Genomic DNA, 23,622 nt, shown 5'->3' on the forward strand with positions numbered 1-23,622 from the left:
ACGGCGGACTGCACCCGCGTCTGCGCCCCGAGGCGCTCGAGCGCGTCCTGCAGCGCGAGAGCGTTCAGCAGCGTCGCGAGCATCCCCGCGTAGTCGGCGGTCGCCCGGTCCATCCCCTCGGCCGCGGCGCTCATCCCGCGGTAGAAGTTGCCGCCGCCGACGACCACGGCGATCTCGGTTCCTGCATCCTGCACCGCGAAGACCTCGCGGGCGATCGACTCGACGGTGTCCGGGTCGACTCCGTACTCGCGATCGCCCATGAGGCTCTCGCCGGAGAGCTTGAGCAACGCCCGCCGGAACGCGGGAGCGACCCGCGCGTCCGCAGCGGCCCGCTCCGCGAGCTCCTCGGGCGGAGCGCTCACGAGCCGGCGACCGACACCCGTGCGAATGCCTGGACCTTCGCGCCTGCCTCGTCGAGCGCGGCGCCGACCGTCTTCGAGGCGTCGTGGATCCACGCCTGCTCGAGGAGGACGCCTCCGGGGGCCGCGGCGAAGAAGCGCTTGGCGAGCATGCCGTCGACGATCTTGTCACGTGCCTGCTCCGGCTTGGAGGAGACCTCGTCGGAGTTGAGGTAGATCTGCCGCTCCGCGGCGACCACGTCGGCCGGGACGTCCTCCCTCGAGGTGTAGTGCGGGGCCGCGAAGGAGATGTGCATCGCGACCTGGCGGGCCAGCTCCTCGGTGCCGCCCTCGAGCTGGACGACGACGCCGATCTTGTTCGCGGGCGGGTGCACGTACGCCGCGAGGGTCCCTCCCTCGAAGCGCTCGGCCCCGGCGATCACGATGTTCTCGCCCAGCTGGGCGATCAGCTCCGTGCGCTCGCCGTCGAAGCTCTCCACGGCGGCGGGCCCGTCGGCGTGCACCGCGCGGAGGACCTTCTCGCCGAAAGCCTGGAAGGCGTCGTTCTTCGAGACCGGCTCGGTCTCGCAGCCCAGGCCGACGATCGTGACGACGCCCGGCTCGACCAGCACGCCGACGAGCCCTTCGGTGGTGGCCCGGTCGGCGCGCTTGCCGGCCGCGGCCATGCCCTTCTCGCGGAGGAGCGTGCGGGCGGCCTCGAGGTCTCCCCCGGTCTCCTGGAGCGCCTGCTTGCAGGCCATCATCCCGGCACCGGTCTGGTCGCGGAGCTGCTTGACGAGGGAGGCGCTGATCTCGGTCACGCCGCTCACGACTGCTCCCTCGTCTCCGCGCCGACCGCTTCGGGAGTCTCCGCTGCGGCGGGCTCCTCGCCCTCCTCGCCCGTCTCGGCGGTGGGCGCCGCCCGATCTACGGCTTGCGCCTGCGTCTCCGTGGCGGGCGTCGCCTGCGCCCCGGTCTCTGCGGCCTCCGGCGCGCCCTCCGGCTCGCGGGCGGGCGCCTGCTCCGCGTCGCGGGTGAGCTCGGCCTCCGTGACCTTGGTCGACGCGTCGGCGATGCCGTCGGCGATCGCCCGGATCACGAGCGAGCACGAGCGAATCGCGTCGTCGTTGCCCGGCACGACGTAGGTCACCTCGTCCGGGTCGCAGTTGGTGTCGACGAGCGCGATCACCGGCAGGCCCAGGCGCTGGGCCTCGCGCAGCGCGAGCTGCTCCTTGCGGAGGTCGACGATGAACACGGCGTCGGGCTGGCGCTTCATGGTCGACACGCCGCCGAGGTTCGCCTCGAGCTTCTCGAGCTCACCGGTCATCGCGATCCGCTCCTTCGCCGGGAGCAGGTCCAGCTGGCCCTCCTCCTTCAGGCGCCGCAGCTCCTGGAGGTACGCGATGCGGTCGGCAATCGTGCGCCAGTTCGTGAGCAGGCCACCAAGCCAGCGATGCGCGACGAACGGCTGACCGACGCGCGTCGCCTCGCGCACGATCGCCTCCTGCGCCTGCTTCTTGGTGCCGACGAAGAGGATCGTCCCTCCCCGCTCGGAGATGTTCCGGGCGAAGTCGTGCGCCTCCTGGAGCAGCGCCTGCGTCTGCTGGAGGTCGATGATATAGATGCCGCCGCGCTCGTCGAAGATGAAGCGCTTCATCTTCGGGTTCCAGCGGCGGGTCTGGTGACCGAAGTGCACTCCGGCCTCCAGCAGCTCCTTCATGGAGACGACTGCCACGATGAATCCTTTCGGTTCGGTTGCGGTGCGCCGGCGGGCGCGGACGGAACCGGGCTGAGAGCGCCGGCACCCCCGTCCGGAGGCGTCGCCGGGTAGGCGGGTCTGAACCGCCGAATGGTAGCTGGGAGGCTCTCAGGTCGTCTCGCGGGCGCGCTCGAGCGCGGCCGCGAGGTCGGGCGGCAGCGGGGAGGTGAGGTCGAGCTCCTCCCCCGTGAACGGGTGCACGAGCCGGAGCCGGTGGGCGTGCAGGAACTGCCGCTCGAGCCCGAGGTCGCCGGCGACGCCGTACGTCGGGTCGCCGCACACAGGGAGCCCGACGGCCTCGAGGTGGACCCGGATCTGGTGTGTGCGGCCCGTCTCGAGCCGGATCTCCAGCAGCGCGCGCTCGCCGAGGGGCTCGCGGAGCTCGAACCAGGTGACCGCCTCCCGCGGCGTCGCGGTGTCGAGCGAGTGACGGGTGCGATCGCGCCGGTCGCGGCCGATCGGTGCCGTGATTCTCCCGGTGCGCGAGCGGGGCTGCCCGCGGACGAGCGCGAGATAGCGCCGCTCGACGCGACGGTCGCCGATCGCCTCGGTGAGCCGCGCGTGCGCCTCCGGGGAACGAGCGACGGCGAGCAGGCCCGACGTGTCGCGGTCGAGGCGGTGCACGATGCCCGGCCGCTCGGGATCGCCTCCCGCCGCCCCGAGCGCGACCAGCCCGTGGGCCAGCGTCGCCCGCTCCTCGGGCCCCGAGGGATGCACGACGAGCCCGGCCGGCTTGTCGACCACGAGCAGGTGGGCGTCCTCGAACACGACCTCGAGCGGGAGCTCGATCGGAGCCAGCCCCACCTCGCCGGGCAGGTCCACCTCGAGCTCTTCGCCGCCGGCGAGCCGGTGGCTCTTCGGGCGGGCGATCCCGTCCACGAGCACGGCCCTGCCCACCACGAGGCGCTCTGCGAGCGCGCGTGTACCGACGCCCGGAAGCTCGGCGACGACCGCGTCCAGCCGTCGTCCCGCGTCCGCGTCAGAGACGCGAGAGCGGTGACGTGCCAACAGCAGGGCTGGAACGGTCGGCCGCGACGAACGAGACGAAGAGGACACCGACCCCCACGACGATGAACGTATCCGCGAGGTTGAACGCGGGCCAGTAGTCGAGATCCAGGAAGTCGGTGACGTAGCCGAGCCGAAGCCGGTCGACGAGGTTCGAGATGCTCCCACCGAGCACCAGACCGACCGCCACCGGTAGGAGCGGATGGCGCCGCCCGGAGCGGGCGAAGAAGGCCACCATCGCCCCGATCGCAACCGCCGTGAGCACGATCACGATCGAGGTCGAGTCGGAGAACAGCCCGAACGCGATGCCCGTGTTGCGCACGTGGTGGATCGCGAACGGGCCCGCGATCTCGACGGCGTCTCCGAGCGTCAGGCGCCCGGCGACGAACGACTTCGTCAGCTGATCGGCGCCCGCCGCCGCGAGCGCGACGAGGCCCAGGCCGACCCACTGGCCGACGCCCGCCGCCAGCGACCGTGACGCGCCCGGAATCGGCTGCAGCGCGTTGGTGGCGGAGCCGACACGCACCTCGAGCTGGGAGCGGGCCGGCTCGGCGCGGGCGGGCTCGCTCATCGGCGCTCCTCGTCGCGTTTGCAGGAGACGCAGAGCACGGCGTACGGCACGGCGTCCAGGCGCTCCTCGGGGATCGGCTGCCCGCAGCGCGTGCACGTGCCGTACGTCCCCTCGTCCAGCCGGGCGAGCGCGGCGTCGATGTCGCGGACGAGCTGGTCAGCGTTCTCCCCCAGGGATTCGTCGACCTCGCGATCGAACATCTCGCTCGCGTGGTCGGCGAGGTGCTGGTCGCCTGCTGCGCTCGACAGCTCGCCGTCGTCCTTGTCGTCCTCGACGATGTCCTGCGCGGCGCGGAGCACACGATCCCTCATCGCCAGGAGCTCCCCCCGGCGGTCTTCGATGTCGATGCTCATGCGTGCTCCTCCCCGGAGGAGAGCCGGCGCTCCGCCTCCTCGCGTGTCAGCCGATCGAGCTCGACGATCTTGTCACGAGCCGTGTGCCCGGCCACGACCCTGAGGTCGCGCGGTGTGACCCCGAGCGTCTCGGCGAGGAGCGACACGACCTCCTCGTTGGCCCGGCCGCGCTCGGGGGCCGCGTGAACACGGATCTTCCACCCGTCGCCGTACCGTCCGACCACCTCCGAGCTCCGCGCTCCAGGCGTGACGCGGAAGCGGAGCCGCACGGGCGTGCTCGACCTGCTCGGGTGCTCGACCGAAGGCACGCCCCAAGGATAGTGACCGGCTATCCGGCGAGCCGCCTCGGGCCCGGATCCTCGCGCGGAGCGGGCACCTCGGACGCCGCTTCCGACGGCACGTCGGCGACGTCTTCCTCGTCGGAGAGCACCTCGAGAGCCGCCCGCAGCATCGTCCGGATGCGCTTCGTCTCGGAGAGGAGCTGCTCCTTCTCCGCGATCGCGTCGCGCAGGAGACGTCGACCCTCGGCGCTCGCCTCGGAGACCGTCAGCTCGGCCTCGCGGCGGGCCTGCTCCTTCATGTCCTGGGAGGCGCGCTCCGCCGACACGAGCGTCGAGCGCAAGAGCGTCTCGAGCTCCACGTGCCGGGCCACTTCCGCCTCGAGCACGTGGACACGCTCCGTGAGCTCTGCCCGCTCGCGCCAGACGGCCTCGAAGCTGTCGGCGACCTCCTCGATCGCCTTCTCGACACTCGAGCGCCGGTAGCCGAGGAGGCCGCGGCGCATGTCGAGGTGCCTCACTTCAACGGGTGTCAGCGGCATGTCGTCTCCCTTGCTCAGAGGATCCGGTCGATCAGCGTGTTCACGAGCATCCCGAGCAGGTAGAGCGCGAACACGCCGGCGATCGGAGACAGGTCGAGGGGGCCGAGCGGCGGGATCACGCGTCTGAAGATGCGCAGGTACGGCTCGCAGACGTCGTAGAGGAACTGGCGCACGCGCTCGAGGGTGGGCGACGCGCCGCCGGGGATCCACGACGTGATGATGTAGGCGAGGATCAGCAGGACGTAGACGCCGACGAAGACGGACACGAAGCGCTGGACCGACGTCGCCGTGTCGGCCAGCAGCATCGAGCCGACGCGTGCGTCGCCCACGACGAGGGATTCTGGCCGAGACCGGCCGTTCCTGCGTCCTCGCCGGCGCCGACGATCCTGCTGCGCCTCCCCTGTCAGCGGCACGAGGCGGGCGGAGGCGGGCTCTGCCCGGCGGAGCCCGCCGCCGGGGCGTCAGGGGGTCAGGCCTGGTTGAAGAAGGCGCCTGCCGGATCGAGCGCGCGGGCGCGCTCCTCGGCCGACACCTCGACGTTCCGCGGCGTCAGCAGGAACACCTTGTCGGCGACGCGCTGCATGCTGCCGTCGAGCGCGTACGTGAGCCCGCTCGCGAAGTCGATCAGCCGCTTCGAGAGCTCGGTGTCGGCGGACTGGAGGTTGAGGATCACCGGCACGGAGTCCTTGAAGCGGTCGGCGATCTGCTGGGCGTCGTTGAAGCTCCGGGGGAGGACGAGATGGACTCGCACCTGCGACGAGGAGCTCTCGACACCCCGCAGCCGGGTGCGCCGGGACGACGCTCTGGCCGGTGTCGCCTCGAGCTCGGGCTCCGAGACGCTGTCGGGCTCGGACCAGCCTTCCGCCTCGCGGCTGCGCGGAAGGCGCCGGACGTTCGCCCTGTCACGGCGGCGGTAGTCGCGCTCGAGCTCCTCGCTCGTCGTGGTCAGCTCGTCGTCCCATTCCTCGTCCTCGGCGATGCCGAAGTAGACGAGCGTCCGGTTCCACACGTCGCCCAGGCCCATGTCAGGCGGGATCGTAACCCCTGCCCACGACGGCTGACCTCCCTCGGCCGCCCGCTTTCGCCCGCCGGTCAGCGAAAGAGCGTGGAGCCGACGCGGATCAGCGTCGCCCCCTCCTGGACGGCGACGCGCCAATCCTGCGAGGTGCCCATCGACAGCTCCGCGAGGCCGTGCTCGGCAGCCAGCCCCGCGAGCCGCCGAAACCAGGGTCGCGAGGACTCCGGGTCGTCGGCCAGCGGCGGCATCGTCATCAGCCCGCGGATCGCCGGGAAGCGCTCGAGCCAGGCGGCGATCTCCTCGGGCGCGACTCCGGACTTCGAGGGCTCGCCGGAGAGGTTCACCTCGAGCAACGCGGGCACGGTGAGCCGCCGCGCCGTGGATTCCGAGTCGAGCGAGTGGACGAGCTCGCAGATCGGATTGACGATCTTCACCTTGTTCGACTGCAGGTGGCCGATGAAGTGCCAGCGGAATGCATCTCCGTAGGCCGCGTGCTTCGCCGCGAGATCCTGCGCGCGGTTCTCCCCCACGACCTCCACGCCGGCCTCGGCGAGCGTGGCGAGCTCTTCCAGGGAGACGTACTTCGTCGCGGCGACGACGGTGACGGCCGGGCCGGCTTCAACCCGCATGCGGCGGTAGCGGTCCCGGACCGCCTCGACGCTCAGGCCAGGCATCGGCGGGCCTCCTCGAGGAGTGTGGCACGGTCGTTCGCGACAGGATCGTCGATCACGATGTCCAGCAGGCGCGCGAGCTCCTCGCCGAGCGCCGGGCCCTCCCGGTAGCCCACCTCGATCAGGTCGTTGCCGTCCACGGCGAGCTGTGCGAGCCGGTGCGGGCTGTCCCGCTCCTCCTCGAGCCGTCGCTCGAGGACGGCGAGGTGCTCGTGCTCCCAGGGCTCGACCACCTTCGCGGCGAGATCGGCGCGCTTGTGGGCGACGAGACGCCGGGCGCGCTCGATGCCGTGCGAGGCGAGGAACCGCCGCGCGAAGAGCCCGTCGATCGTCCCGTCGAGGTGGAACGCGTGGCCGCCCACGAGACGGGCAACCTCCTGGCGGAGGGCGTTCGGGTAGCGCAGACGCCGTAGCACGCGTCCCGCGATCACCGCGCCGAGTTGCGCGTGGTCTTCGCCGGACCGGTCGGCGTCCGGCTTGCCGAGGTCGTGCAGCAGCGCCGCCAGGCGCACGGAGAGCTCGTCCTCTGCGTCCGCGGTGCTCTGCACGACCTCGAAGAGGTGCTCGTCGAGCGGCGCGGGCTGCCGCTCCGTGCGGAGCTCGTAGCCGATCGCCGCCTCGTACTCGGGAAGGAACTGGACGAGCGCGCCCGTGTCGCGCGCGAGCCGAAGAGCCTTCGCCGGCTGCGTTCCGAGCAGGAGCTTCGACAGCTCGCCCATCCCGTCGGCGGCCAGTCCGCCGCCGATCCGCTCGGCCGAGACATGGCGCAAGCCGGGCGCCTCGGCCCGCATCTGCCCGAGCGTCTCGTCCGTGAGCGTGAACGACAGCTGGGAGAGGAGCCGCAGGCCGCGCAGAATGCGCAGCGGGTCCTCCCGGAAGCTGTCCCGGCCGACGGTGTGGAGCTCACGCCGCTCGAGGTGCTCCAGCCCGCCGAAGGGGTCGACCAGCTCGCCGGTCTCGAGCCGGCGGGCCATGGCGTTGACCGTGAAGTCGCGCCGCGCCATGTCGTCCGCGATCGACACCGTCGGGTCGGCGACGATCTCGAAGTCGCGATGGCCCGGCCCGACGCTTCGTTCCTTCCGCGGAGGCGTCAGCTCGATCCCCGCGGGAGCCAGCGCTCGGATCGCACGGTCACGCGGGTAGAAGCGGACACCGACGAGCTGGCCGTGCACCTCCATGTCCTCGACGGCCCCGTGCGGCTCGAGCGCGGCGCGCAGGCCCGCGTGGTCGACGCCCGGCACGAGAAAGTCTTCGTCCGCATGCTCGATCCCGAGGAGCTCGTCGCGCACCGCTCCCCCGACGACATACGCGTCGAGGCCGAGCGAGCGGACGTAGCGTCGGATCTCGGTCGACACGGCAGGGCGAGATATATCTCGCCCTGCGCTCAGAGGTGCGCGATCGCCTCGATCTCGACCAGGGCGCCGGACGGGAGCTGGGCGACCTGGAACGTCGACCGCGCCGGCGGCCGGTCGCCGACTCGGGCCGCGTAGACGTCGTTCATCGCCTGGAAGTCGCCGAGGTCCATCAGGAACACGCTCGTCTTGACGAGCTGCTCCATCGAGCTCCCTGCCGCCTCGAGGATCGCCTCGAGGTTCGCGAGGGCCTGCTCGGTCTGCTGCGTGATGTCCCCCTCGACGGCGGTGTCGCCCGGCTTGAGGCCGAGCTGCCCCGCGACGAAGACGAGGTCGCCCGCCACGATCGCCTGGTTGTACGGAGCCCCCTGGAACGGCGCGGGCGCCGCCTCGGTGCGGATCACGGTCTTCTGCATGCCTGCCTCCTTGGTGCGTCGGTCGTCAGCGGGCGGGCTCGCCTGCGCGCGCGAGCGCGACCCCGAGCGCCTTGAAGATCGCGGCGAGCGCGTGCCCTGTGTCCTCGCCCTCCATCAGGCGCACGTGCACGGTCAGCCCCGCCTCGTCTGCGAGACGGCCGAGGAACCGCGCCGCCAGGTCGGTGCCCAGGCCGCCGGCCCCCGTCAGGTCGGCGTTCGACGCGACCAGCGGGCGCTCCGAGCGCTCGACGACGACCATCGCGAGCGCCTCGTCCGCGGGGACGGTCGCCTCGCCGTGCGCACCGGAAACGAGCCGTGGAGCGATCGCGCGACCGAGCGCCGTGCCGGCCGCGTCGACCTCGGCCTCCGGGTCGTCCGGGTCGATCTCGAGCGCCAGGTCGAAGTGCGCCGCGCGGGCGAGTTCCGCGAGGAGGTGGTCGAGGACGGGCACCCCGGTTGCGACGTTCGCGACGCCCGTGCCGTCGGCGATCCGGGCACCGCTCACAGGTCTGCCCGCTCGATCCCCGCGCCGAGCCCCCGCAGCCGCTCGTCGATGCGCTCGTAGCCCCGGTCGATCTGCCCGATGTTGCCGATCGACGACTCGCCTTCGGCGCAGAGTGCCGCGATCACCATCGCCATCCCGGCGCGGATGTCGGGGCTCTCCAGGCGTTGCCCGTAGAGCCTGGCGGGGCCCGTGACGACGACGCGGTGCGGGTCGCAGAGGATGATCCTCGCTCCCATCGACACGAGCTTGTCGACGAAGAACAGCCGGCTCTCGAACATCTTCTCGAACACGAGCACGGTGCCGCGGGCCTGGGTCGCCGCCACGACCGCGATCGAGGTCAGGTCGGCCGGGAACGCCGGCCAGATCCCGCTCTCGATCTTCGGGATCTGGTCGCCGAGGTCGTCGACGACATGAAGCTCCTGGCCGGGCGGGACGCGGACCGTCGTGTCCCCGACCTCGAGGGCGATGCCCAGCTTGCGGAACGCCGGCACGATCGAGATCAGGTCGTCCGGCTCGACGTCCTCGATCGTCACGTCGCCGCCGGTTGTCGCGGCGAGCGCCGCGAAGCTCGCCACCTCGACGTGCTCCGGCCGGATCCGGTGCGAACCGCCGCCGAGCCGGTCGACACCCGTGATCCTCAGGATGTTCGAGCCGATCCCGTCGATCCTGGCCCCGAGCGAGACGAGGAAGTGGCAGAGGTCCTGGATGTGGGGCTCGCAGGCCGCATGGCCGACGATCGTGTCCCCGTCCGCGAGCACGGCGGCCATCACCGCATTCTCCGTGGCCATCACCGAGGCCTCGTCGAGGAACATGCGCTTGCCGCGGAGCCCGTCGGTGCGCAGGTCGTAGGCGCCGTTCAGCTCGAACTCGACGCCGAGCTCCATGAACGCGTGGATGTGGGTGTCCAGGCGGCGCCTCCCGATCACGTCGCCGCCCGGGGGCGGCACCGTCGCTCGCCCGAAGCGGGCGAGCAGCGGCCCGGCGAGCAGGAACGACGCCCGGATCTCCCGGCCGAGCACGGGGTCGAGCTCGGTCTTCGACACCGAGGACGCGTCGACCGTCACCTCGTTCGCGCCCGTCCACTCGGCCGAGGCGCCGAGGTCGGCGAGCAGCTCGACCATCGTCTCGACGTCTCGGATCCGCGGGACGTTCGAGAGGACGACCGGCTCCGACGCGAGCACCGTGGCCGCGAGGATCGGGAGCGCCCCGTTCTTGTTGCCGGCGGCGCGAACTGTCCCCGACAGCGGACGTCCGCCCTCGATCACGAACGACTGCATAGCGGGGCGGTATCGTACCCGGCTCCGTGGAGGTCACCCGCGACAGGGCCTGGGAGACGCTCACCCGCTACACGAAGAGCGAGTCGCTCCTGCGTCACGCCCTCGCGGTCGAGGCATCCGTGCGTGGCTACGCGCGTCGCCACGGCGAGGACGAGGAGCTCTGGGGCTGCGTCGCGCTGCTCCACGACTTCGACTACGAGATCCACCCCACGCTCGACGAGCACCCCCAGAACGGTGCGCCGATCCTCCGGGACGAGGGCTATCCGGAGATCGTGATCCGCGCGGTGCTCTCGCACGCGGAGCACCTCGCGCTGCCGCGCGAGACCCAGCTCGAGCGGACGCTGTTCGCATGCGACGAGCTCTCCGGGTTCGTCCATGCCTGCGGGCTCGTGCGACCGACCGGGCTCGACGGGCTCGAGCCGAAGTCGGTGCGCAAGAAGCTCAAGCAGCCCTCCTTCGCGGCCGGCGTGCATCGCGACGAGGTCTACGCCGGCGCCGAGCTGCTCGGCCTCGAGCTGGACGAGCACATCGCGAACGTGATCGCCTCGCTGCAGCCCATCGCCGCCGAGCTTGGACTCCGCACCGCGGCCGACGCCGCCTGAACGGCGTGCGCCCGAAGGCCGGCGCGAGCGCCGCTGGGCGCCGTGGTGGGCGAACGACGTGCCAGGCACGTAGACACGTTCGCTCGAGCCATGCCCGGGACAGGCATCTGGATCCGCACAGCCAGGAGGTCTACGTTCTCGCTCGGATGGGTCGAGCGCTTCGCGTCCAGCCGGTCGGCGAAATCGTGCACCTCACCACGCGCGGCGTGAGGCGGGAGCCGATCTTCGTGGACGATGCGGACAGGCGCATGTTCATGGCGTTTCTGGGGCAAACGGTCCATCGCTGCCGCTGGACGTGCCTGGCCTACTGCCTGATGGCGAACCATTTCCATCTGCTGATCTCCCTTTCCACGCCGAGCCTTTCGAAGGGGATGCACCGCCTCAACGGGCTCTATGCACGCCGCTTCAACGAGCGCCATGGGCACACCGGGCATGTATTCGAGGCGCGCTTCTCGTCACGCGTCATCGAGTCGGAGGAGCACCTTCTCGAGGCGATCCGCTACGTGGTGCTCAACCCTGTCCGAGTCGGAGAATGCAACGACCCGGGCGACTGGCCGTGGAGCAGTTTTCGCGCCACTGCTGGGCTCGAGCCGTGTCCGCGATTCCTCGCGGCCGGGCGGGTCCGGCGTCTCTTCGGGCGAGGGACCGGAGGCGCGGAGCTCTATGCGGCCTTCGTTCGCGAGCGGGCCGTTCTGTTCGTCGGCTCGTGAGGCTGCCCGACGCGGACGTGTCGGATACGGACGTGGCTACGTGCCTGGCACGAAGTTCACCGCCGTAACGCCCGCACCGCGTGCGCGTCAGCCGTCGAGCGCGGCGACGAGGCGCTCGAGGTCGCCGTCGCTCGTCCACCAGCCGCAGGAGACGCGGACGAGGCCGCGCCCGGGGATCTCCCGGACGTGCACTCCGGCCTCGTGCAGCCGCGCGACGACGGCCTCGGGCTCCTCCTCCCCCGGCCGGAACGCGACGAGAGTCGAGCGGGCCGGAGGAACGACCAGCTCGAAGCGGGGGGCGAGCAGCGCACGGCACCGCTCGGCAGCGGCCCACGCATGCTCGAACCACCACTCGGGCCGTAGCTCGAGGGCGGCGAGCATCCCCCGCAGTGTCGGCTGCGACCACCAGCCCGGCTCGAAGCGACGCGCGTCGGGCTGCGGGTCGAAGGCGCCGTTCGGCTCGTGACGCCGCTGTGCGAAGTAGCTCGGAGAGGTGACGGAGACGCGCGCGGGATCCGCAACGACCAGCGCCCCGGTGCAATCTGGCCCGCAGAGCCACTTCTGCCCGGAGATCGTGAGAAAGTCGAGCCCGCCCGCGTCGGTCGGGATCGCCCCGACGGACTGGGCACCGTCAGCGAGCACGGGCACGCCGCTCTGCTCGCGAAGCTCTGCGAGCGGGAGCGCGGCGCCCGTGGTCCAGGTCACCTGGGAGGTCGCGATCAGGCGCGTGCGAGGCGTCACCGCCGCGAGAATCGACTCCGCGTCGGGCGGGACGACCACGACCTGCGCCGGTGTCGCACCGAGCGGGCCGAGCAGCCCGAAGTGCTCGTCGGTGGTCGTCACGACCTCGTCCGCCGGCTCGAGCCCGAGCCCCCGCAGCACGATCGCGCACCCATCCGTCGTCGACCCGGTGAGGGCGACGCGCTCCGGCTCCACACCGACCAGCGAAGCGAACGAGCGGCGCACCTCGTCGCGGAGGGCGATGGTCTCCTCGAAGTACGCGCGGCCGCTCCGCCCCTCGGCGAGGTCGCGATCGAGAGCGGCCTCCATCGCCTCGACCACCGGGCGAGCGAGCGGCCCGAACGTCCCTGCGTTGAGGAACGCGATCGATTCGAGCACCGGGAAGCACCGACGTGCCTGCTCGAACGTCACGCCGGCACCTCGATCCGAGCCTCCACCACGGGATGGTCGGAGAGCAGGACGCCATGGTGCATCCGCCGTTCCCGGGGCCACGTGGCGACGGCCTCCGGCTGCGCCCCGCGCACGAGGACATGGTCGATGCCGCCCTCGACCGGCGCCGAGAAGCCGGCGAGCTGAGGATTCCCGACGTTGAAGTCCCCCGCGAGCACGACGACGTCACCCGGGCTCGAGACACCGTCGGCGAACGTCGCCGCGCGAGCGGCCTCCTCGCGCGGCGTCTCCGGGTGCGCGAAGTCGTTCGACGCGTGGAGGTTCGCGACGACGACGCCCGCGGTGCCCGCGATCCGCACCGCGTGGACGAGCCGGCGCTCCCGGCCGGAGCCGCTGATGCGCTCGTGCCCGAGTCCCGTCGCCGCGTGTCGGGGCGCCACGAGGATCGTGTTCGCCTGACCGGCGAGGCCCGAGCGGAAGAACCCCTGGTGCGCCCGGGTGAGCCATTTCGAGAATGGCCCCGGCCAGAGCGGCGGACGGGTGACCGCGTCGAAGCGCTTCATCCCGGACCAGTCGTCGATCCGGGGCAACGCCCAGACGGGCACCTCCTGTAGGCACACGACGTCGGGCCCGTCTCCGGTCACCAGCTCGATCATGCTCCGGAGATAGCCGCTGCGGCGTGGTGGGTGGGCGTTGCCGTGGAACACGTTCCAGGTGCGGACGAGGAGCTCCATGGTCCCGGGCTCCGAGGCTACGGGTACCGTCGTCGGCCTGCGCCGATGCACGTCGTCCTCGCCGATCCACCCGCCTTCACGCCCCCGTACGACCACGAGCTCGCTGCCGCGCTCGCGCGCTCTGGAGCCGACGTGGAGCTCGTCACGTCGCAGTTCCGCTTCGGCGACCGGCCCTCACCCGACGGGTACGCGCTCGACGAGGCGTTCTATCCACGCTCGAGCAGGATCGAGAGGAGCAGGCTCCGCGTCGCAACAAAGGTGCTCGAGCATCCGCGCGAGATGCGGCGTCTTCTCGCCCGTCCCGCCGACGTCCTCCATCTCCAGTGGCTCGCGGCGCCCGAGCTGGACGTCGTCCTGCTCCGTCGCCGCGCACCGCTCGTCTTCACCGCGCACGACCTCCTCCCGCGCCGGACGGCACGCCGCAGCAGGCTCTGGCGGCGCCTCTTCGCCCGCTTCGACCGGATCGTCGTCCACTCCGAGCGCGGTCGCGACGCGCTCGTCGGGCTCGGTGTGCCTCCGTCCACGTTGAGGGTGATCCCCCACCCCGTGTTCCGGAGCGACCCGCCGCGCGCCGACGACGGGCGCACGATCCTGGCGCCGGGCGTGATCAGGCCGTACAAGGGCCTGGCCGACGCCGTCCGCGCGACCCTTGGCGTGCCCGACGCCAGGCTGCTCGTGGCGGGCGACCCGCGCATCCCGCTCGACGACCTGCGGCGCGCGGCGGGCGACCGTGCCGAGTGGCGGCTCGGCTACCTGGGAACGGCGGAGCTCGAGCGCGCCCTTTCGGAGTCCACGGTCGCCGTCTTCCCGTACAGGGCGGAGCTCGACCAGTCGGGCGCGCTCCTGCAGGCTCTCGGCGCGGCGGTTCCCGCCGTCGTCTACGACGTGGGCGGCCTCGGCGAGGTCGTGCGCCGCTTCGAGGCCGGGCGTGTCGTCCCTCCGGGGGACGTCGCGGCTCTCTCGCGCGCGATCCGCGACCTGGTCGACGACCCCCGTGCGCTCCGGGCCGCACGTGCGGGGGCCGCCCGCGCACGTGCCGAGCTGACCTGGGACGCCGCCGCCGCCGCGCATCTCGAGCTCTACGAGGAGCTCCTGTGAGACTGCGGCGTGGCGGGCAGTTCGACGAGCTGGTGCTTCGGCAGCTTTCACTGTTCGCCGGGGACGAGACGGACCTTCTCCAGGAGGCCGCGGAGGCCGAGGACGCGTGGGTTCGATCCGGACGGGACACGGCCGAGGATGCCTACGGCGACTACCAGCTCGTCGTCGACGCCCTTGCCGACCGACTGCTGGAGATCCGCGAGGCCTACGCCGCGACGCTGACCGGCGACACCGCGGACGAGTACCGGCGCGCATTCGCCGCGGGCGCCGCGCGTCGCTTTCGCCGATACGCGTCGCTCGTCGCCGACCTGGAGCCGTGAGCTACGACGCCTCGTCGAGCTCGAACTCGTCGTCCGGCCGCCGCGGGCGCAGCGAGCGGGCGAGCTTCAGGTAGGTCTCCGCCTCGTCGTGACGCCCCTGGTTGCGCAGGGCGCGTCCGAGGGCGTAGTGGGCGTAGTCGTCCGCCGGCGAGAGCTCGAGCACCTTGCGGAACTCCGCCTCGGCCTCGGTCCAACGCATGATGCGGAAGTAGGCGATCCCGAGCGCCTCGCGGATGGAGGCCTTCTCGGGCTCCAGCCGCTTCGCCTTCTCGAGCGCGACGGTCGCCTGGGCGGGCATGCCGCTCCGAAGGTGGCTTCGACCCTGCTGGTAGAGGTCGTACGCCGCGCTCATCCGATCATCGTGCCGACGGTGTCAACCCGCCCCGCAGCGAGCGCAGCGAGAGGGCCGCGCGGAGCCTGTCAGCGGGCCGCTCCCGTGCCGACACGGCCGATAGCACCCGGTCGAGCTCCACGCGGGCCCGAGCGGCGGACACGCTCGCTCTCGCCTCCGGGCCGTAGCGGGCCTCGGCAAGCGAGTCCGTCAGCGTCCCCGCGGGCGTCGCGAGGACCCGTTCGACCTCCCGGCGCAGCTCGGACGTGGTCGCGTTCGGCGTGATCGCCGCCCCACGGTCGACCAGCGCCGCGACGAGCTCCGCCCGGACGCCCGCGGCCAGGCCGCGTGGATCGGCTCGGCGGAGCCGCACCGAGCGGCGCGCCCGTTTGGCGAGCACCACGAGCGCCGCGGCCGCGAGCGGGAGGCCCACGAGCACGACGAGCCACCAGGGGAAGCCGGTGTCACGTGCAGGGGGCTCGACGGCCGGGGTCACCGGGCCGGTCGGCTGCGGCAGCGTCGGGGTGAAGTCGAGGAACCGCCCCGTTCCGAGGGCCCGCACGGCATCGGCGGAGTCCGACGCGAGCGTGTAGACCGCCGACAGCGTGCCGCGACCCGGCGTCGGGTCGAAGGCGAGCCATCCGTACCCGGCGAACCAGGCTTCGACCCAGGCGTGCGCTTGCTGGTCGGTGACGGTCCAGACCCCGGCCTTCCAGGTTCCCGCCGTGAAGCCGACCGCAATCCGGGCGGGAACGCCCAGCAGCCGCAGCATCACCGCCATCGCGCCCGCGTAGTGCTGGCAGTAGCCGGCGCGCGTCACCTCGACGAAGTCGACGAGCGGAGGGTTCCCGCCGGCGGCCGGGGGCGGATTCTCCTCGTAGCGGAAGCCACCGCGGCCGCGGAACCATCGCTCGAGGACGAGCGTCGCCTCGTAGGGCGAGCGAGACCTGGCCGTGAGCCTGCGCGCCTCTTCCCAGAGCGGACGGTACGACCAGAGGGGCTGGTAGCGGTCGTCCTCGAACAGACGGTCGATCCGTGCTTCCCGGCCCGCAGCGGCGTACCCCGGGAGCCGGGCGCGGCCCAGCTCGAGGTACCGGTCGGTGGCGGTCGGGTAGCGTGGCGGTGAGGCCGCGAGCGCCCTCGGCGTCGGGCGGGGCGCGTAGCTCCAGACCGTGTACTCCGTCCCGCGGCGCAGCGGTCGCGTGGCGCGCATCACGCCGCCGTCGAGGTACACGAGGCGGCCGAGCGAGCCCCCCTCGACGCGTGCGGGCTGGGACGCCGCGGCAATGCGCGTCTCCTCGATGCCCTCGACGGTCACCTCCTGTTTGAGCCAGTCGCCGCGGTCCGAGTCCCGGCGAGGGACGAGCGGGTCGGCCGGCAACGTACGACGTGCGCTTCCGATGTCGACCGGGTAGAGGTTCTCGATCCAGCGGTCGGCGGCGAACGTCTCGAGCGTCGACACGCGCCAGTACTCGGCGCGTTTCGGCGCCCTCACCTTGAGCACGACGGTCGGGCGGGCCGGGAAGTCGATTCCGTCGTAGGAGGCGTCCCAGACGTAGCGGACGTCCGCCGTTCGCCCGCTGCCCGCGAACGGGTCCCAGCCCCGCCAGTCGACGCGACCCTCGCCCGGCGAGACGCCGGCCAGCGCGACCGCGCCCGATCCTCCGACGATCACAGCCGCGAGGCCGAGACCGGCGAGGCCCCGACGCAGGTCGCGCGCGCTGAGCACCACTGACGCCCACAGAAAGGCCCCGAGGGCGAGCACACCGAGCAGAAGGGCGTGGCGGTCCTCGAGCAGCACCGCCGGGAAGCCCACGCCGACGGCCACGCCGGCGCCGACGAGGGCGATCCGGCGTGCCGCCGAGCCAAGCGAGGCGGCGAGCGCGGAGGCGAAGGCGCAGAGCACCACGAGGCCGTGCAGCGACGGCTGCTCGACCGGGTCGAACGGAGCACGGACCGCCGGCGCGTCGTGCAACGCCGTCCAGGCGCGATCCAGCGCGGTGTGCGGCCACGTGTCGAACACGATCGAGAGCGCGGCGGCGGTGACGACCGCCGTCAGAACCAGGCGCCAACGCCCGTCGCGGGCCACAGCGGGCACGAGCGCGAGCGCCGCCGCGACGGCGAACTGCCACCGGGAGACCGGATCCTCCAGCATCGTCCACGCGACCATCACGACGCCGACGGCCGGAACCGCGGCGACGACCGGCCGAATCGTCCAGCTAGCCGACATTCCGAGCCCGTATCCCTGCGAGTGCCTCGGCGAGCGGCTCGCCGTCGCGGACGACGGCGAGCGGCACACCCGAGCCGGCGAGCCTGAGCAGCGTCGGCGAGGCGGCGGACGGGGGACGTCCCGCGTAGGTGGGCGCGTCGATCGCAACGAGCGCGCTCGACCGGCCGACGGCCCGTCGCGCGACCAGCGCGTCGGCGACGGCCTCCGGCCGTGCGGTGATGACCACGAGCTCGGGGACGTGCGCGAGGACGCCGCGCGCCGCGACGAGCTGCTGCAGCGGCGCCCCGGATGCGGGCTCCACCCCCGCGAGGGCGTCGAGCGCGGCCTCCCAGTCCTGCGCAAGCCCGCTGACCCTGTGGAGCTGCGGTGTCGGCGCCCCGATCGCGAGGACCGCACGACGTGCGCGGGCCGCGTGCGCGCGTATCAGCCCGGCGGCGACCCGGACGGCCTCGTCCAGGCTCGACCCGCCTGCGGGCCCGGCGACGGCCTCGGCCTCGACGTCGAGGAGGACCGCCACGCTGTCGCGCGGGGCGTCCTCGAGCTCGCGCACCATCAGCTCGCCGCGCCTCGCGGACGTCGGCCAGTGCACGGCCCGCAGCGGCTCGCCCTCCACGTAGTCGCGCACGCCGTGCGGATCGAGCCCGCTCGGGCGCCGCAGCGCGGCTCGGCGGCCGCCCTCCCCCCACCTGCCGGAGTCCGTGAAGAGGCTTTGCAGCTCGGGGACCCGCGGCCGCACGAGGACGGTCGCCTCGCCGGCGACCTCGAGCTCGACGCTCGTCAGGCCGAGTGGATCGTGCGCCACGAGAACGCCCGGTCCGAGGCGATAGCGGCCACGCGGCACGCGCTCGAGGGCGAGACGGGCGTGCCCTCGCCCGTCGAAGCGCATGAGCCGCTCGCCCAGCGGGCCGAGTCGATCGTGCAGCTCGACCCGCGACGCGAGCCAGCGACGTCCACGGAGCTGGACCGCGAGCCGCATCGTCTCTCCCTCCACGGGGGCATGCGCCGGCGCAGCTCGCTCTGCGTCGAGCCCGCGCGCGACGAGTGCCGCCCAGAGGCGGGTCATCGCCGCCGCGAAGGCGAGCCCGACGCCCATCACCGCGAGCGCCGTCGAGCCGACGAGCCAGGCAGCGACGAGGACGCCCGCAGCCAGCAGAGCCGTGCCGCGGCGTGAGCTCACACCGGCGCGGGGGTTGCGGCGAGCGCCTCGGAGACGACCTCCTCCGCGGTCACCCCGGTCGCACGGGCTTCCGGCGCGAGGATCAGCCGGTGGGCGAGCACCGACTCGGCGAGCGCCTGCACGTCCTCGGGCACGACGAAGTCCCGGCGCTCCACGAGCGCGCGAGCCTTGGCGAGGCTGAGCAGGGCGATGCCCGAGCGCGGGCTCGCGCCCAGGGCGAGCCTGCTCGACCCGCGCGTGTGGCGCAGAAGGGCGACGACGTACCGGGTCAGGCTCTCCTCGACGTGGATCCCCCGCGCCGCCTCCACGGCTCGCACCAGCTCGTCATGGCTCGCGACCGGCTTCAGATGATCGAGCGGCGGCTCCGTCGTCTGCTCCTCGAGCATGCGCGCCTCCTCGGCGTGCGGGGGGTACCCGATCGTCATCCGCACCGCGAAGCGGTCGAGCTGCGCCTCCGGGAGCGGGTACGTGCCCTCGTACTCGATCGGGTTCTGCGTCGCGACCACCAGGAACGGCCGCTCGAGGACATGCGTCGCACCGTCGACCGTCACCTGTGTCTCCTGCATGGCCTCCAGCAGCGCCGACTGGGTCTTCGGGGACGCCCGGTTGATCTCGTCCACGAGCAGCACGTTCGCGAACACGGGACCGGGTCGGAACCGGAAAGTGGCGCTCTGGCGGTCGAAGACGTTGACCCCCGTGACGTCCGCGGGCAGCAAGTCCGGCGTGAACTGCACGCGGTGGAACGTCAGATCGAGCGACCGGGCGAGCGCCTTCGCGAGCACGGTCTTCCCGACGCCGGGGACGTCCTCGACCAGGACGTGGCCCTCCGCAAACAGGCAGAGCAGCGGCAGCCGCAGCGTCTCACGGGAGGCGTGGACCGCGGAGCCGAGGTTCGCGACGACCCGGTCGGCGAGCGCGGCCGCCGCCTGCTCCGCACCCACGGCGGGGCTGAGCCCGGCGCGCTCGCTCACGACGCCTCCGGGAGCAGGCTCTCCACCTCGTCCAGGATCGCATGGGCGATGGCGAGCTTCGAGGCCTTGGCGACGATGCGCTCGCCACCGCGTGAGACGAGCACGACCTCGTTGTCGGCGCTGTCGAAGCCGATGTCTCCCCTGCCCACGTCGTTGTAGACGACGAGATCGACGTTCTTGTCCGTGAGCATCGCCCGCTTGCGCGCAAGGCCGTCCGACCCGCTCTCCGCGCCGAAGGCGACGAGCACCTGCCCCTGGCGCCTGCTCGCACCGAGCGCACGGGCCACGTCCGCGGTCGGCACGAGGTCGATCGTCCACGGCTCGGAGCTCTTCGGACGCTTCGTCGGGAGCGACTCCGACGGGCGATAGTCCGCGACCGCCGCAGCCATCAGCACGACGTCCGCATCGGCGCGCGCGAGCGCCTCGCGACGGAGGTCGGCCGCCGTCGGCGTCGGCACCAGCTCGACGCCCTCCGGCGCCGCGACCTGCAGGTTGGCCGCCAGCAGCGTCACCACCGCCCCGCGTTCCCGTGCGGCATCCGCGAGCGCGACGCCCATGCGTCCGGACGAGCGGTTGCCGATGAAGCGCACGTTGTCGAGCGGCTCGCGCGTCCCTCCGGCGGTCACGACCACGCGCTTACCGGCGAGCGCCCCGTTCTCCGCCGAACGGCCGAGAAGTGCCTCGGCACGTCGGGCGATCTCGTCCGGCTCCGCCATGCGGCCGGTGCCGACGAGGCCTTCGGCCAGCTCCCCGTGATCGGGGCCGACCACGTCGGCGCCGCGCTCGACGAGAAGCGCGAGGTTGGCCTGCGTGGCCGGGTGCTCCCACATGGCCGTGTTCATCGCAGGAGCGAGGAGAAGCGGGCCCCGGTGCGCGAGAGCGGTCTCGGTGAGGAGGTCGTCGGCGAGCCCGAGGGCGAGTCGCGCCAGCGTGTGCGCCGTCAGCGGCGCGACAACGAGCAGGTCGGCGTCCTGCAGATGGGGGTAGGAGTCGGCCGGCGGCTCCTTGCGCGCGAGCGCCCAGAAGGTCTCTGCGGCGACGAACCGCTCCGCGCCGTGCGTCGTGATCGGCGTGACGTCGTGCCCGGCGCGGACGAGCAGGCGCACGAGCTCGCAGGCCTTGTAGGCCGCGATGCCGCCCGTCACACCGACGAGGATCCGCGCCACGGGCACATTGTGCCCGCCGAAAGCGGGGCTACTGCGCCGGCGTGTCGTACGCGAAGCTGAGCTTGCCCCGCGCGATCTCTTCCATCGACATCGTCAGGTAGTTCTTTGACCGCGACTCGACGAGCGGAGGCGGTGCGTCCTCCAGCCCGAGACCTTCTCCGAGCTGGTGGTGGTAGTTGTTGATCTGACGCGCCCGCTTCGCGGCCATGATCACGAGCGCGTACCTGGACGCAGGATCCGTCTTGGTGCGCGTGTGCGAGAGAAGCTCGTCGATCCGGGGCTCGATCATAGGTGCGCCATGGTACCTGCAGCCCCCGTGATCGGGTTCACGGGCGGGGAGGCACCTCCGGCGGCCCTTCCGAGAAAGCCTAGGAGCCCTCGGCTTCGGAGCCGCGGAAGACGGACGAGCCCGCGGACGCGAGCACCAGCTCGCGCTCCACGATCGCGGCCAGCACCTCGCCCGCGCGGACGATGTCGTCGTTCCTGACCATGTAGCGGAACTTGTGCGCCTGCTCGAGCTGGTAACGGGCGAGCATGATCCGGTCCTCGATCTCGCCGGTCGACTCGGTCGCCCGCTCGCGCAGGCGCCGCTCGAGCTCCTCGACGTCCGCGGAGATGAAGATCGTGCATGCGCCGGAAACCTCCTCCTGGACGTGCAGCGCGCCGTCCAGCTCGAGCTCGAGGACGCACACGCGGCCCTGACCCGCGATGCGCTCTATCTCCGAGCGAAGCGTCCCGTACCGCCGGCGCGAGACGTACTCGACCCACTCGAGAAACGCGCCCTCCGCGATCTTCGCCGCGAACTCCTCGTCGCTCAGGAACCAGTACTCGCGCCCGTTCTCCTCGCCTGCGCGCAGCGGGCGCGTCGTCGCGGAGATCGCGACCTCGAGCTCCCCCGGCAGCCGCTCGAGCAGCATCCGGATCAACGTGCCCTTGCCGGCCCCCGAGGGCCCCGTGACGACGAAGACGGGTCGCACCGACTCGATCCGGCCTCGTCGGCCGAAGCTCACCTGTGGTTGAACAGATTGACGAGCTCGGCGCGCTGACGCTCGGAGAGGCCTCCGACCGTCTTCGACTGGCTGATGCGGCAGTGGTTCAGGAGCCGCGCAGCCTTCACACGGCCGAACTTCGGGACTGCCATCAGCATGTCGAAGACCTTCGCGGTGGAGACGTAGTCCGGGGGATCGAGCAGGATCGACTCGATCTGGACGCGCCCCTCCTTGAGGTCCTTCTTCAGCTGGGCGCGCCTGACGCGGATGTCGTTGGCACGCTGGAGGGCTTCCATCCGCTGATCGAGCGACCGAGCGGGCGCCTGGGCGTGCGTCTTCGACGTGACCATTGAGGCGCCGAGTCTAGCACCCTCGGGCAGTGAATCAAGCAGTACCGTTTTCCGCTATTTGCAGGATTTTTTCCGTTGCGACAACAGCGGTTCCCCGCGCGTCGAGGGGATCGGCGAGCCCCCGGGCGGCCGCTTCGGCCCCCAGCTCGGCTCTGACCCGTGCAGGCGCAAGCGGATCGGCGAAGAGCACCGTCCCCAGGCCGACGGCGCCCGCTCCGGCGGCGACGAGCTCGAGCGCGTCGTGTCCCGTCCATACCCCGCCCATGCCGACAATGGGCACCTCGACCGCCGACGCGCAGGCATGGACACAGGCGAGCGCGATCGGCTTCAGAGCCGGCCCGGAGTAGCCGCCGACGGCTCGCGCGAGCCGGGGGCGGAGCGTCCGCGGGTCGAGCGCGAGCCCGCGGATCGTGTTGACCAGCGACAGCCCGTCCGCCCCCGCGGCGACCACGGCACGGGCTGCTGCGGCCACGTCCCACTGCGCGGGCGAGAGCTTCGCGTACAGCGGCTTCTCCGTCGACGCGCGGGCCGCCGCGACGAGCTCTGCCGCCGTCTCCGGCGCCTCCTCCACGTTCGGGCAGGAGAGGTTGAGCTCGATGGCGGACACCCGCCCCTCCCCGTCGAGGCGCTCACAGCAGGAAGCGAAGTCCGCGGCCGAGAAGCCGCCGACCGACACCCAGAGCTCGACTCCGAGCCCTGCCAGCCGCGGCAGGTGGTCGGTGACGAACGCTTCGATGCCCGGTCCCTGGAGCCCGATCGAGTTCAGCATCCCGTGGTCGGTCTCGGCGATCCGCACGGGTGGGTTGCCACGCCTCGGGAGCGGCAGGATCGTCTTCGTGACGTAGACGTCGAGGCTGCGCGCCACGTCGGGCGCGGTCAGGGCGTCGAGGCATCCGGAGGCGTTGAGGATGGGGACGGTCAGCTCGTGCCGTCCTCGGCGCTGGACAGGGGCAACGGGGCTCGTCCCTCCTCGGAAGGGCGAGCGACCATCGGCGGAGCCGGGGCTTGCCCGGCGGGAGCCGCCGCTGCCTCCCGGGATGTTGGAACGCTGAAAAGGGGGCTTGTGGGGGAACGCAAGACCGGGCCCTCGACACAGAGCCTCGCGTACGCACCGTCACGCTCGACGACGCAGCCGTAGCAGGCGCCGTAACCGCACGCCATGGGAGCCTCGCGCGCGAGCTGGGCGCCGGCCACGCGCTCCTCGACCGCGTCGAGCATCGGCTCCGGGCCGCAGGCGAGCACGTCGCCGGGGTCGGCGGGCAGGGCGTCGGTGACGAGCGTCGGGTCGAGCACGATCTCGGCGTTCGGGACGAGCGCGGCCGCCTCGGCGTGGTGGGCGGTGCGAAAGCCCAGCAAGGCCGGCGGTCGACCGAGTTGTTCGGAGAGGTAGGGAAACGGAGCGATCCCGATCCCGCCGCCCACCAGCAGCGGGCGCGAGACGGCCAGGTCGAACCCCTTGCCGAGGGGGCCCGTGACCCTGACCGCGTCCCCCGGCTCCAGGCCCGCGATCGCGCGCGTCCCGGGCCCGATCGGGTCGACGAGGAACCCCAGCTCGCGGGTGGGGGCCAGGCAGAGGCTGAACGGCCGAGGCAGCACCCGTCCGGGCGCCTCGAGCATGAAGAACTGACCCGGCGTTCCGGGCCGAAGCCCGGAACGCCTGAGCCTGAGGAGCCGGTACGGGCCGAGGGCCTCGCTCGCGACCACGGGGAGGTGCTCGCTCTGCATTCC

30 protein-coding genes and 1 pseudogene are annotated in these 23,622 nt (G+C 72.3%); 4 read left to right on the forward strand and 27 right to left on the reverse strand.

Annotated elements, in window-relative coordinates; translation table 11 throughout:
• From pyrH to murA, 15 genes and pseudogenes are all read right to left on the reverse strand, one after another.
• Positions 1 to 260, reverse strand: a pseudogene (gene pyrH, locus VFO26_RS05005) (UMP kinase); the annotation flags it as partial.
• Positions 261 to 358: 98 nt separating this feature from the next.
• Positions 359 to 1,168, reverse strand: coding sequence for a translation elongation factor Ts (gene tsf / locus VFO26_RS05010; protein WP_325113798.1), 810 nt, complete (start codon positions 1,166 to 1,168; stop codon positions 359 to 361).
• On the reverse strand, positions 1,165 to 2,073 hold the full coding sequence (gene rpsB / locus VFO26_RS05015; protein ID WP_325113799.1) for a 30S ribosomal protein S2: 909 nt from the start codon (positions 2,071 to 2,073) through the stop codon (positions 1,165 to 1,167). Before rpsB ends, tsf begins: the two co-directional genes overlap by 4 nt.
• Positions 2,074 to 2,205: 132 nt before the next feature.
• Entirely contained in the window at positions 2,206 to 3,105 is a 900-nt protein-coding gene (locus VFO26_RS05020) for an RluA family pseudouridine synthase (protein WP_325113800.1), read from the reverse strand.
• Complete coding sequence (gene lspA, locus VFO26_RS05025) at positions 3,077 to 3,673, reverse strand: signal peptidase II (RefSeq protein WP_325113801.1); 597 nt, start codon at positions 3,671 to 3,673, stop codon at positions 3,077 to 3,079. Before lspA ends, VFO26_RS05020 begins: the two co-directional genes overlap by 29 nt.
• Complete coding sequence (locus VFO26_RS05030; protein WP_325113802.1) at positions 3,670 to 4,026, reverse strand: TraR/DksA family transcriptional regulator; 357 nt, start codon at positions 4,024 to 4,026, stop codon at positions 3,670 to 3,672. The genes lspA and VFO26_RS05030 overlap by 4 nt, the downstream gene beginning before the upstream one ends.
• Positions 4,023 to 4,334 (reverse strand): DUF167 domain-containing protein, encoded by a 312-nt coding sequence (locus VFO26_RS05035; protein WP_325113803.1) that lies wholly within the window; start codon positions 4,332 to 4,334, stop codon positions 4,023 to 4,025. Before VFO26_RS05035 ends, VFO26_RS05030 begins: the two co-directional genes overlap by 4 nt.
• Before the next feature lie 20 nt (positions 4,335 to 4,354).
• Complete coding sequence (locus VFO26_RS05040; RefSeq protein ID WP_325113804.1) at positions 4,355 to 4,846, reverse strand: DivIVA domain-containing protein; 492 nt, start codon at positions 4,844 to 4,846, stop codon at positions 4,355 to 4,357.
• A gap of 14 nt (positions 4,847 to 4,860) precedes the next feature.
• Positions 4,861 to 5,175, reverse strand: coding sequence for a YggT family protein (locus VFO26_RS05045; protein ID WP_325113805.1), 315 nt, complete (start codon positions 5,173 to 5,175; stop codon positions 4,861 to 4,863).
• Between the two features lie 140 nt (positions 5,176 to 5,315).
• Positions 5,316 to 5,870, reverse strand: coding sequence for a cell division protein SepF (locus VFO26_RS05050; protein ID WP_325113806.1), 555 nt, complete (start codon positions 5,868 to 5,870; stop codon positions 5,316 to 5,318).
• A gap of 68 nt (positions 5,871 to 5,938) precedes the next feature.
• Positions 5,939 to 6,538, reverse strand: a complete 600-nt coding sequence (locus VFO26_RS05055; protein WP_325113808.1) for a YggS family pyridoxal phosphate enzyme — start codon at positions 6,536 to 6,538, stop codon at positions 5,939 to 5,941.
• A complete protein-coding gene (locus tag VFO26_RS05060; protein WP_325113810.1) occupies positions 6,526 to 7,890 on the reverse strand; it encodes a CCA tRNA nucleotidyltransferase in 1,365 nt (454 codons plus the stop codon). The genes VFO26_RS05055 and VFO26_RS05060 overlap by 13 nt, the downstream gene beginning before the upstream one ends.
• A gap of 29 nt (positions 7,891 to 7,919) precedes the next feature.
• Entirely contained in the window at positions 7,920 to 8,303 is a 384-nt protein-coding gene (locus tag VFO26_RS05065) for a Rid family detoxifying hydrolase (RefSeq protein WP_325113811.1), read from the reverse strand.
• Positions 8,304 to 8,328: 25 nt separating this feature from the next.
• Positions 8,329 to 8,808, reverse strand: a complete 480-nt coding sequence (gene hisB, locus VFO26_RS05070; protein ID WP_325113812.1) for a hypothetical protein — start codon at positions 8,806 to 8,808, stop codon at positions 8,329 to 8,331.
• Positions 8,805 to 10,085: a UDP-N-acetylglucosamine 1-carboxyvinyltransferase gene (gene murA / locus VFO26_RS05075; protein WP_325113813.1), complete on the reverse strand. Its 1,281-nt coding sequence runs from the start codon at positions 10,083 to 10,085 to the stop codon at positions 8,805 to 8,807. Before murA ends, hisB begins: the two co-directional genes overlap by 4 nt.
• 26 nt (positions 10,086 to 10,111) lie before the next feature.
• Between murA and VFO26_RS05080 the strand changes: the two genes are divergently transcribed.
• Complete coding sequence (locus VFO26_RS05080) at positions 10,112 to 10,687, forward strand: HD domain-containing protein (protein WP_325113814.1); 576 nt, start codon at positions 10,112 to 10,114, stop codon at positions 10,685 to 10,687.
• A 146-nt stretch (positions 10,688 to 10,833) separates the two neighbouring features.
• Positions 10,834 to 11,397 carry an REP-associated tyrosine transposase gene (locus VFO26_RS05085; RefSeq protein WP_325113815.1) on the forward strand — a complete coding sequence of 188 codons (564 nt, stop codon included), beginning with the start codon at positions 10,834 to 10,836 and terminating at the stop codon, positions 11,395 to 11,397.
• Positions 11,398 to 11,484: 87 nt separating this feature from the next.
• Here VFO26_RS05085 and VFO26_RS05090 read toward each other — a convergent pair whose 3' ends face one another.
• Both VFO26_RS05090 and VFO26_RS05095 read right to left on the reverse strand, forming a co-directional pair.
• Positions 11,485 to 12,549 carry an aminotransferase class V-fold PLP-dependent enzyme gene (locus tag VFO26_RS05090; RefSeq protein WP_325113816.1) on the reverse strand — a complete coding sequence of 355 codons (1,065 nt, stop codon included), beginning with the start codon at positions 12,547 to 12,549 and terminating at the stop codon, positions 11,485 to 11,487.
• On the reverse strand, positions 12,546 to 13,262 hold the full coding sequence (locus VFO26_RS05095) for an endonuclease/exonuclease/phosphatase family protein (protein WP_325113817.1): 717 nt from the start codon (positions 13,260 to 13,262) through the stop codon (positions 12,546 to 12,548). Before VFO26_RS05095 ends, VFO26_RS05090 begins: the two co-directional genes overlap by 4 nt.
• 45 nt (positions 13,263 to 13,307) lie before the next feature.
• Between VFO26_RS05095 and VFO26_RS05100 the strand changes: the two genes are divergently transcribed.
• Both VFO26_RS05100 and VFO26_RS05105 read left to right on the forward strand, forming a co-directional pair.
• The gene (locus tag VFO26_RS05100; protein ID WP_325113818.1) at positions 13,308 to 14,360 is read left to right on the forward strand and encodes a glycosyltransferase family 4 protein; all 1,053 of its coding nucleotides are present in this window, start codon (positions 13,308 to 13,310) and stop codon (positions 14,358 to 14,360) included.
• Positions 14,357 to 14,680: a hypothetical protein gene (locus VFO26_RS05105; RefSeq protein WP_325113819.1), complete on the forward strand. Its 324-nt coding sequence runs from the start codon at positions 14,357 to 14,359 to the stop codon at positions 14,678 to 14,680. The genes VFO26_RS05100 and VFO26_RS05105 overlap by 4 nt, the downstream gene beginning before the upstream one ends.
• Position 14,681: 1 nt before the next feature.
• On the opposite strand, the gene VFO26_RS05110 is transcribed toward VFO26_RS05105, so the two are convergent.
• The 10 genes from VFO26_RS05110 to VFO26_RS05155 all read right to left on the reverse strand — a co-directional run bounded on the left by VFO26_RS05110 (position 14,682) and on the right by VFO26_RS05155 (position 23,619).
• Positions 14,682 to 15,032: a tetratricopeptide repeat protein gene (locus tag VFO26_RS05110; protein WP_325113820.1), complete on the reverse strand. Its 351-nt coding sequence runs from the start codon at positions 15,030 to 15,032 to the stop codon at positions 14,682 to 14,684.
• A 4-nt stretch (positions 15,033 to 15,036) separates the two neighbouring features.
• Complete coding sequence (locus tag VFO26_RS05115; protein WP_325113821.1) at positions 15,037 to 17,241, reverse strand: transglutaminaseTgpA domain-containing protein; 2,205 nt, start codon at positions 17,239 to 17,241, stop codon at positions 15,037 to 15,039.
• Positions 17,231 to 18,418: a DUF58 domain-containing protein gene (locus VFO26_RS05120; RefSeq protein WP_325113822.1), complete on the reverse strand. Its 1,188-nt coding sequence runs from the start codon at positions 18,416 to 18,418 to the stop codon at positions 17,231 to 17,233. Before VFO26_RS05120 ends, VFO26_RS05115 begins: the two co-directional genes overlap by 11 nt.
• Positions 18,415 to 19,389: a MoxR family ATPase gene (locus VFO26_RS05125; protein ID WP_325113823.1), complete on the reverse strand. Its 975-nt coding sequence runs from the start codon at positions 19,387 to 19,389 to the stop codon at positions 18,415 to 18,417. The genes VFO26_RS05120 and VFO26_RS05125 overlap by 4 nt, the downstream gene beginning before the upstream one ends.
• Positions 19,386 to 20,555, reverse strand: coding sequence for a bifunctional phosphopantothenoylcysteine decarboxylase/phosphopantothenate--cysteine ligase CoaBC (gene coaBC / locus VFO26_RS05130; protein ID WP_325113824.1), 1,170 nt, complete (start codon positions 20,553 to 20,555; stop codon positions 19,386 to 19,388). The genes VFO26_RS05125 and coaBC overlap by 4 nt, the downstream gene beginning before the upstream one ends.
• Before the next feature lie 28 nt (positions 20,556 to 20,583).
• Positions 20,584 to 20,844 (reverse strand): DNA-directed RNA polymerase subunit omega, encoded by a 261-nt coding sequence (gene rpoZ / locus VFO26_RS05135; RefSeq protein ID WP_325113825.1) that lies wholly within the window; start codon positions 20,842 to 20,844, stop codon positions 20,584 to 20,586.
• Between the two features lie 79 nt (positions 20,845 to 20,923).
• Positions 20,924 to 21,532, reverse strand: coding sequence for a guanylate kinase (gmk, locus tag VFO26_RS05140; RefSeq protein WP_325113826.1), 609 nt, complete (start codon positions 21,530 to 21,532; stop codon positions 20,924 to 20,926).
• Positions 21,533 to 21,561: 29 nt separating this feature from the next.
• Positions 21,562 to 21,894: an integration host factor, actinobacterial type gene (gene mihF, locus VFO26_RS05145; RefSeq protein ID WP_325113827.1), complete on the reverse strand. Its 333-nt coding sequence runs from the start codon at positions 21,892 to 21,894 to the stop codon at positions 21,562 to 21,564.
• 34 nt (positions 21,895 to 21,928) lie between these two features.
• Entirely contained in the window at positions 21,929 to 22,816 is an 888-nt protein-coding gene (locus tag VFO26_RS05150; protein WP_325113845.1) for a dihydroorotate dehydrogenase catalytic subunit, read from the reverse strand.
• Complete coding sequence (locus VFO26_RS05155) at positions 22,813 to 23,619, reverse strand: hypothetical protein (protein ID WP_325113828.1); 807 nt, start codon at positions 23,617 to 23,619, stop codon at positions 22,813 to 22,815. Before VFO26_RS05155 ends, VFO26_RS05150 begins: the two co-directional genes overlap by 4 nt.
• Positions 23,620 to 23,622 lie beyond the last annotated feature (3 nt).

Source organism: Gaiella sp. (assembly GCF_035710885.1).
Classification (GTDB): domain Bacteria; phylum Actinomycetota; class Thermoleophilia; order Gaiellales; family Gaiellaceae; genus Gaiella.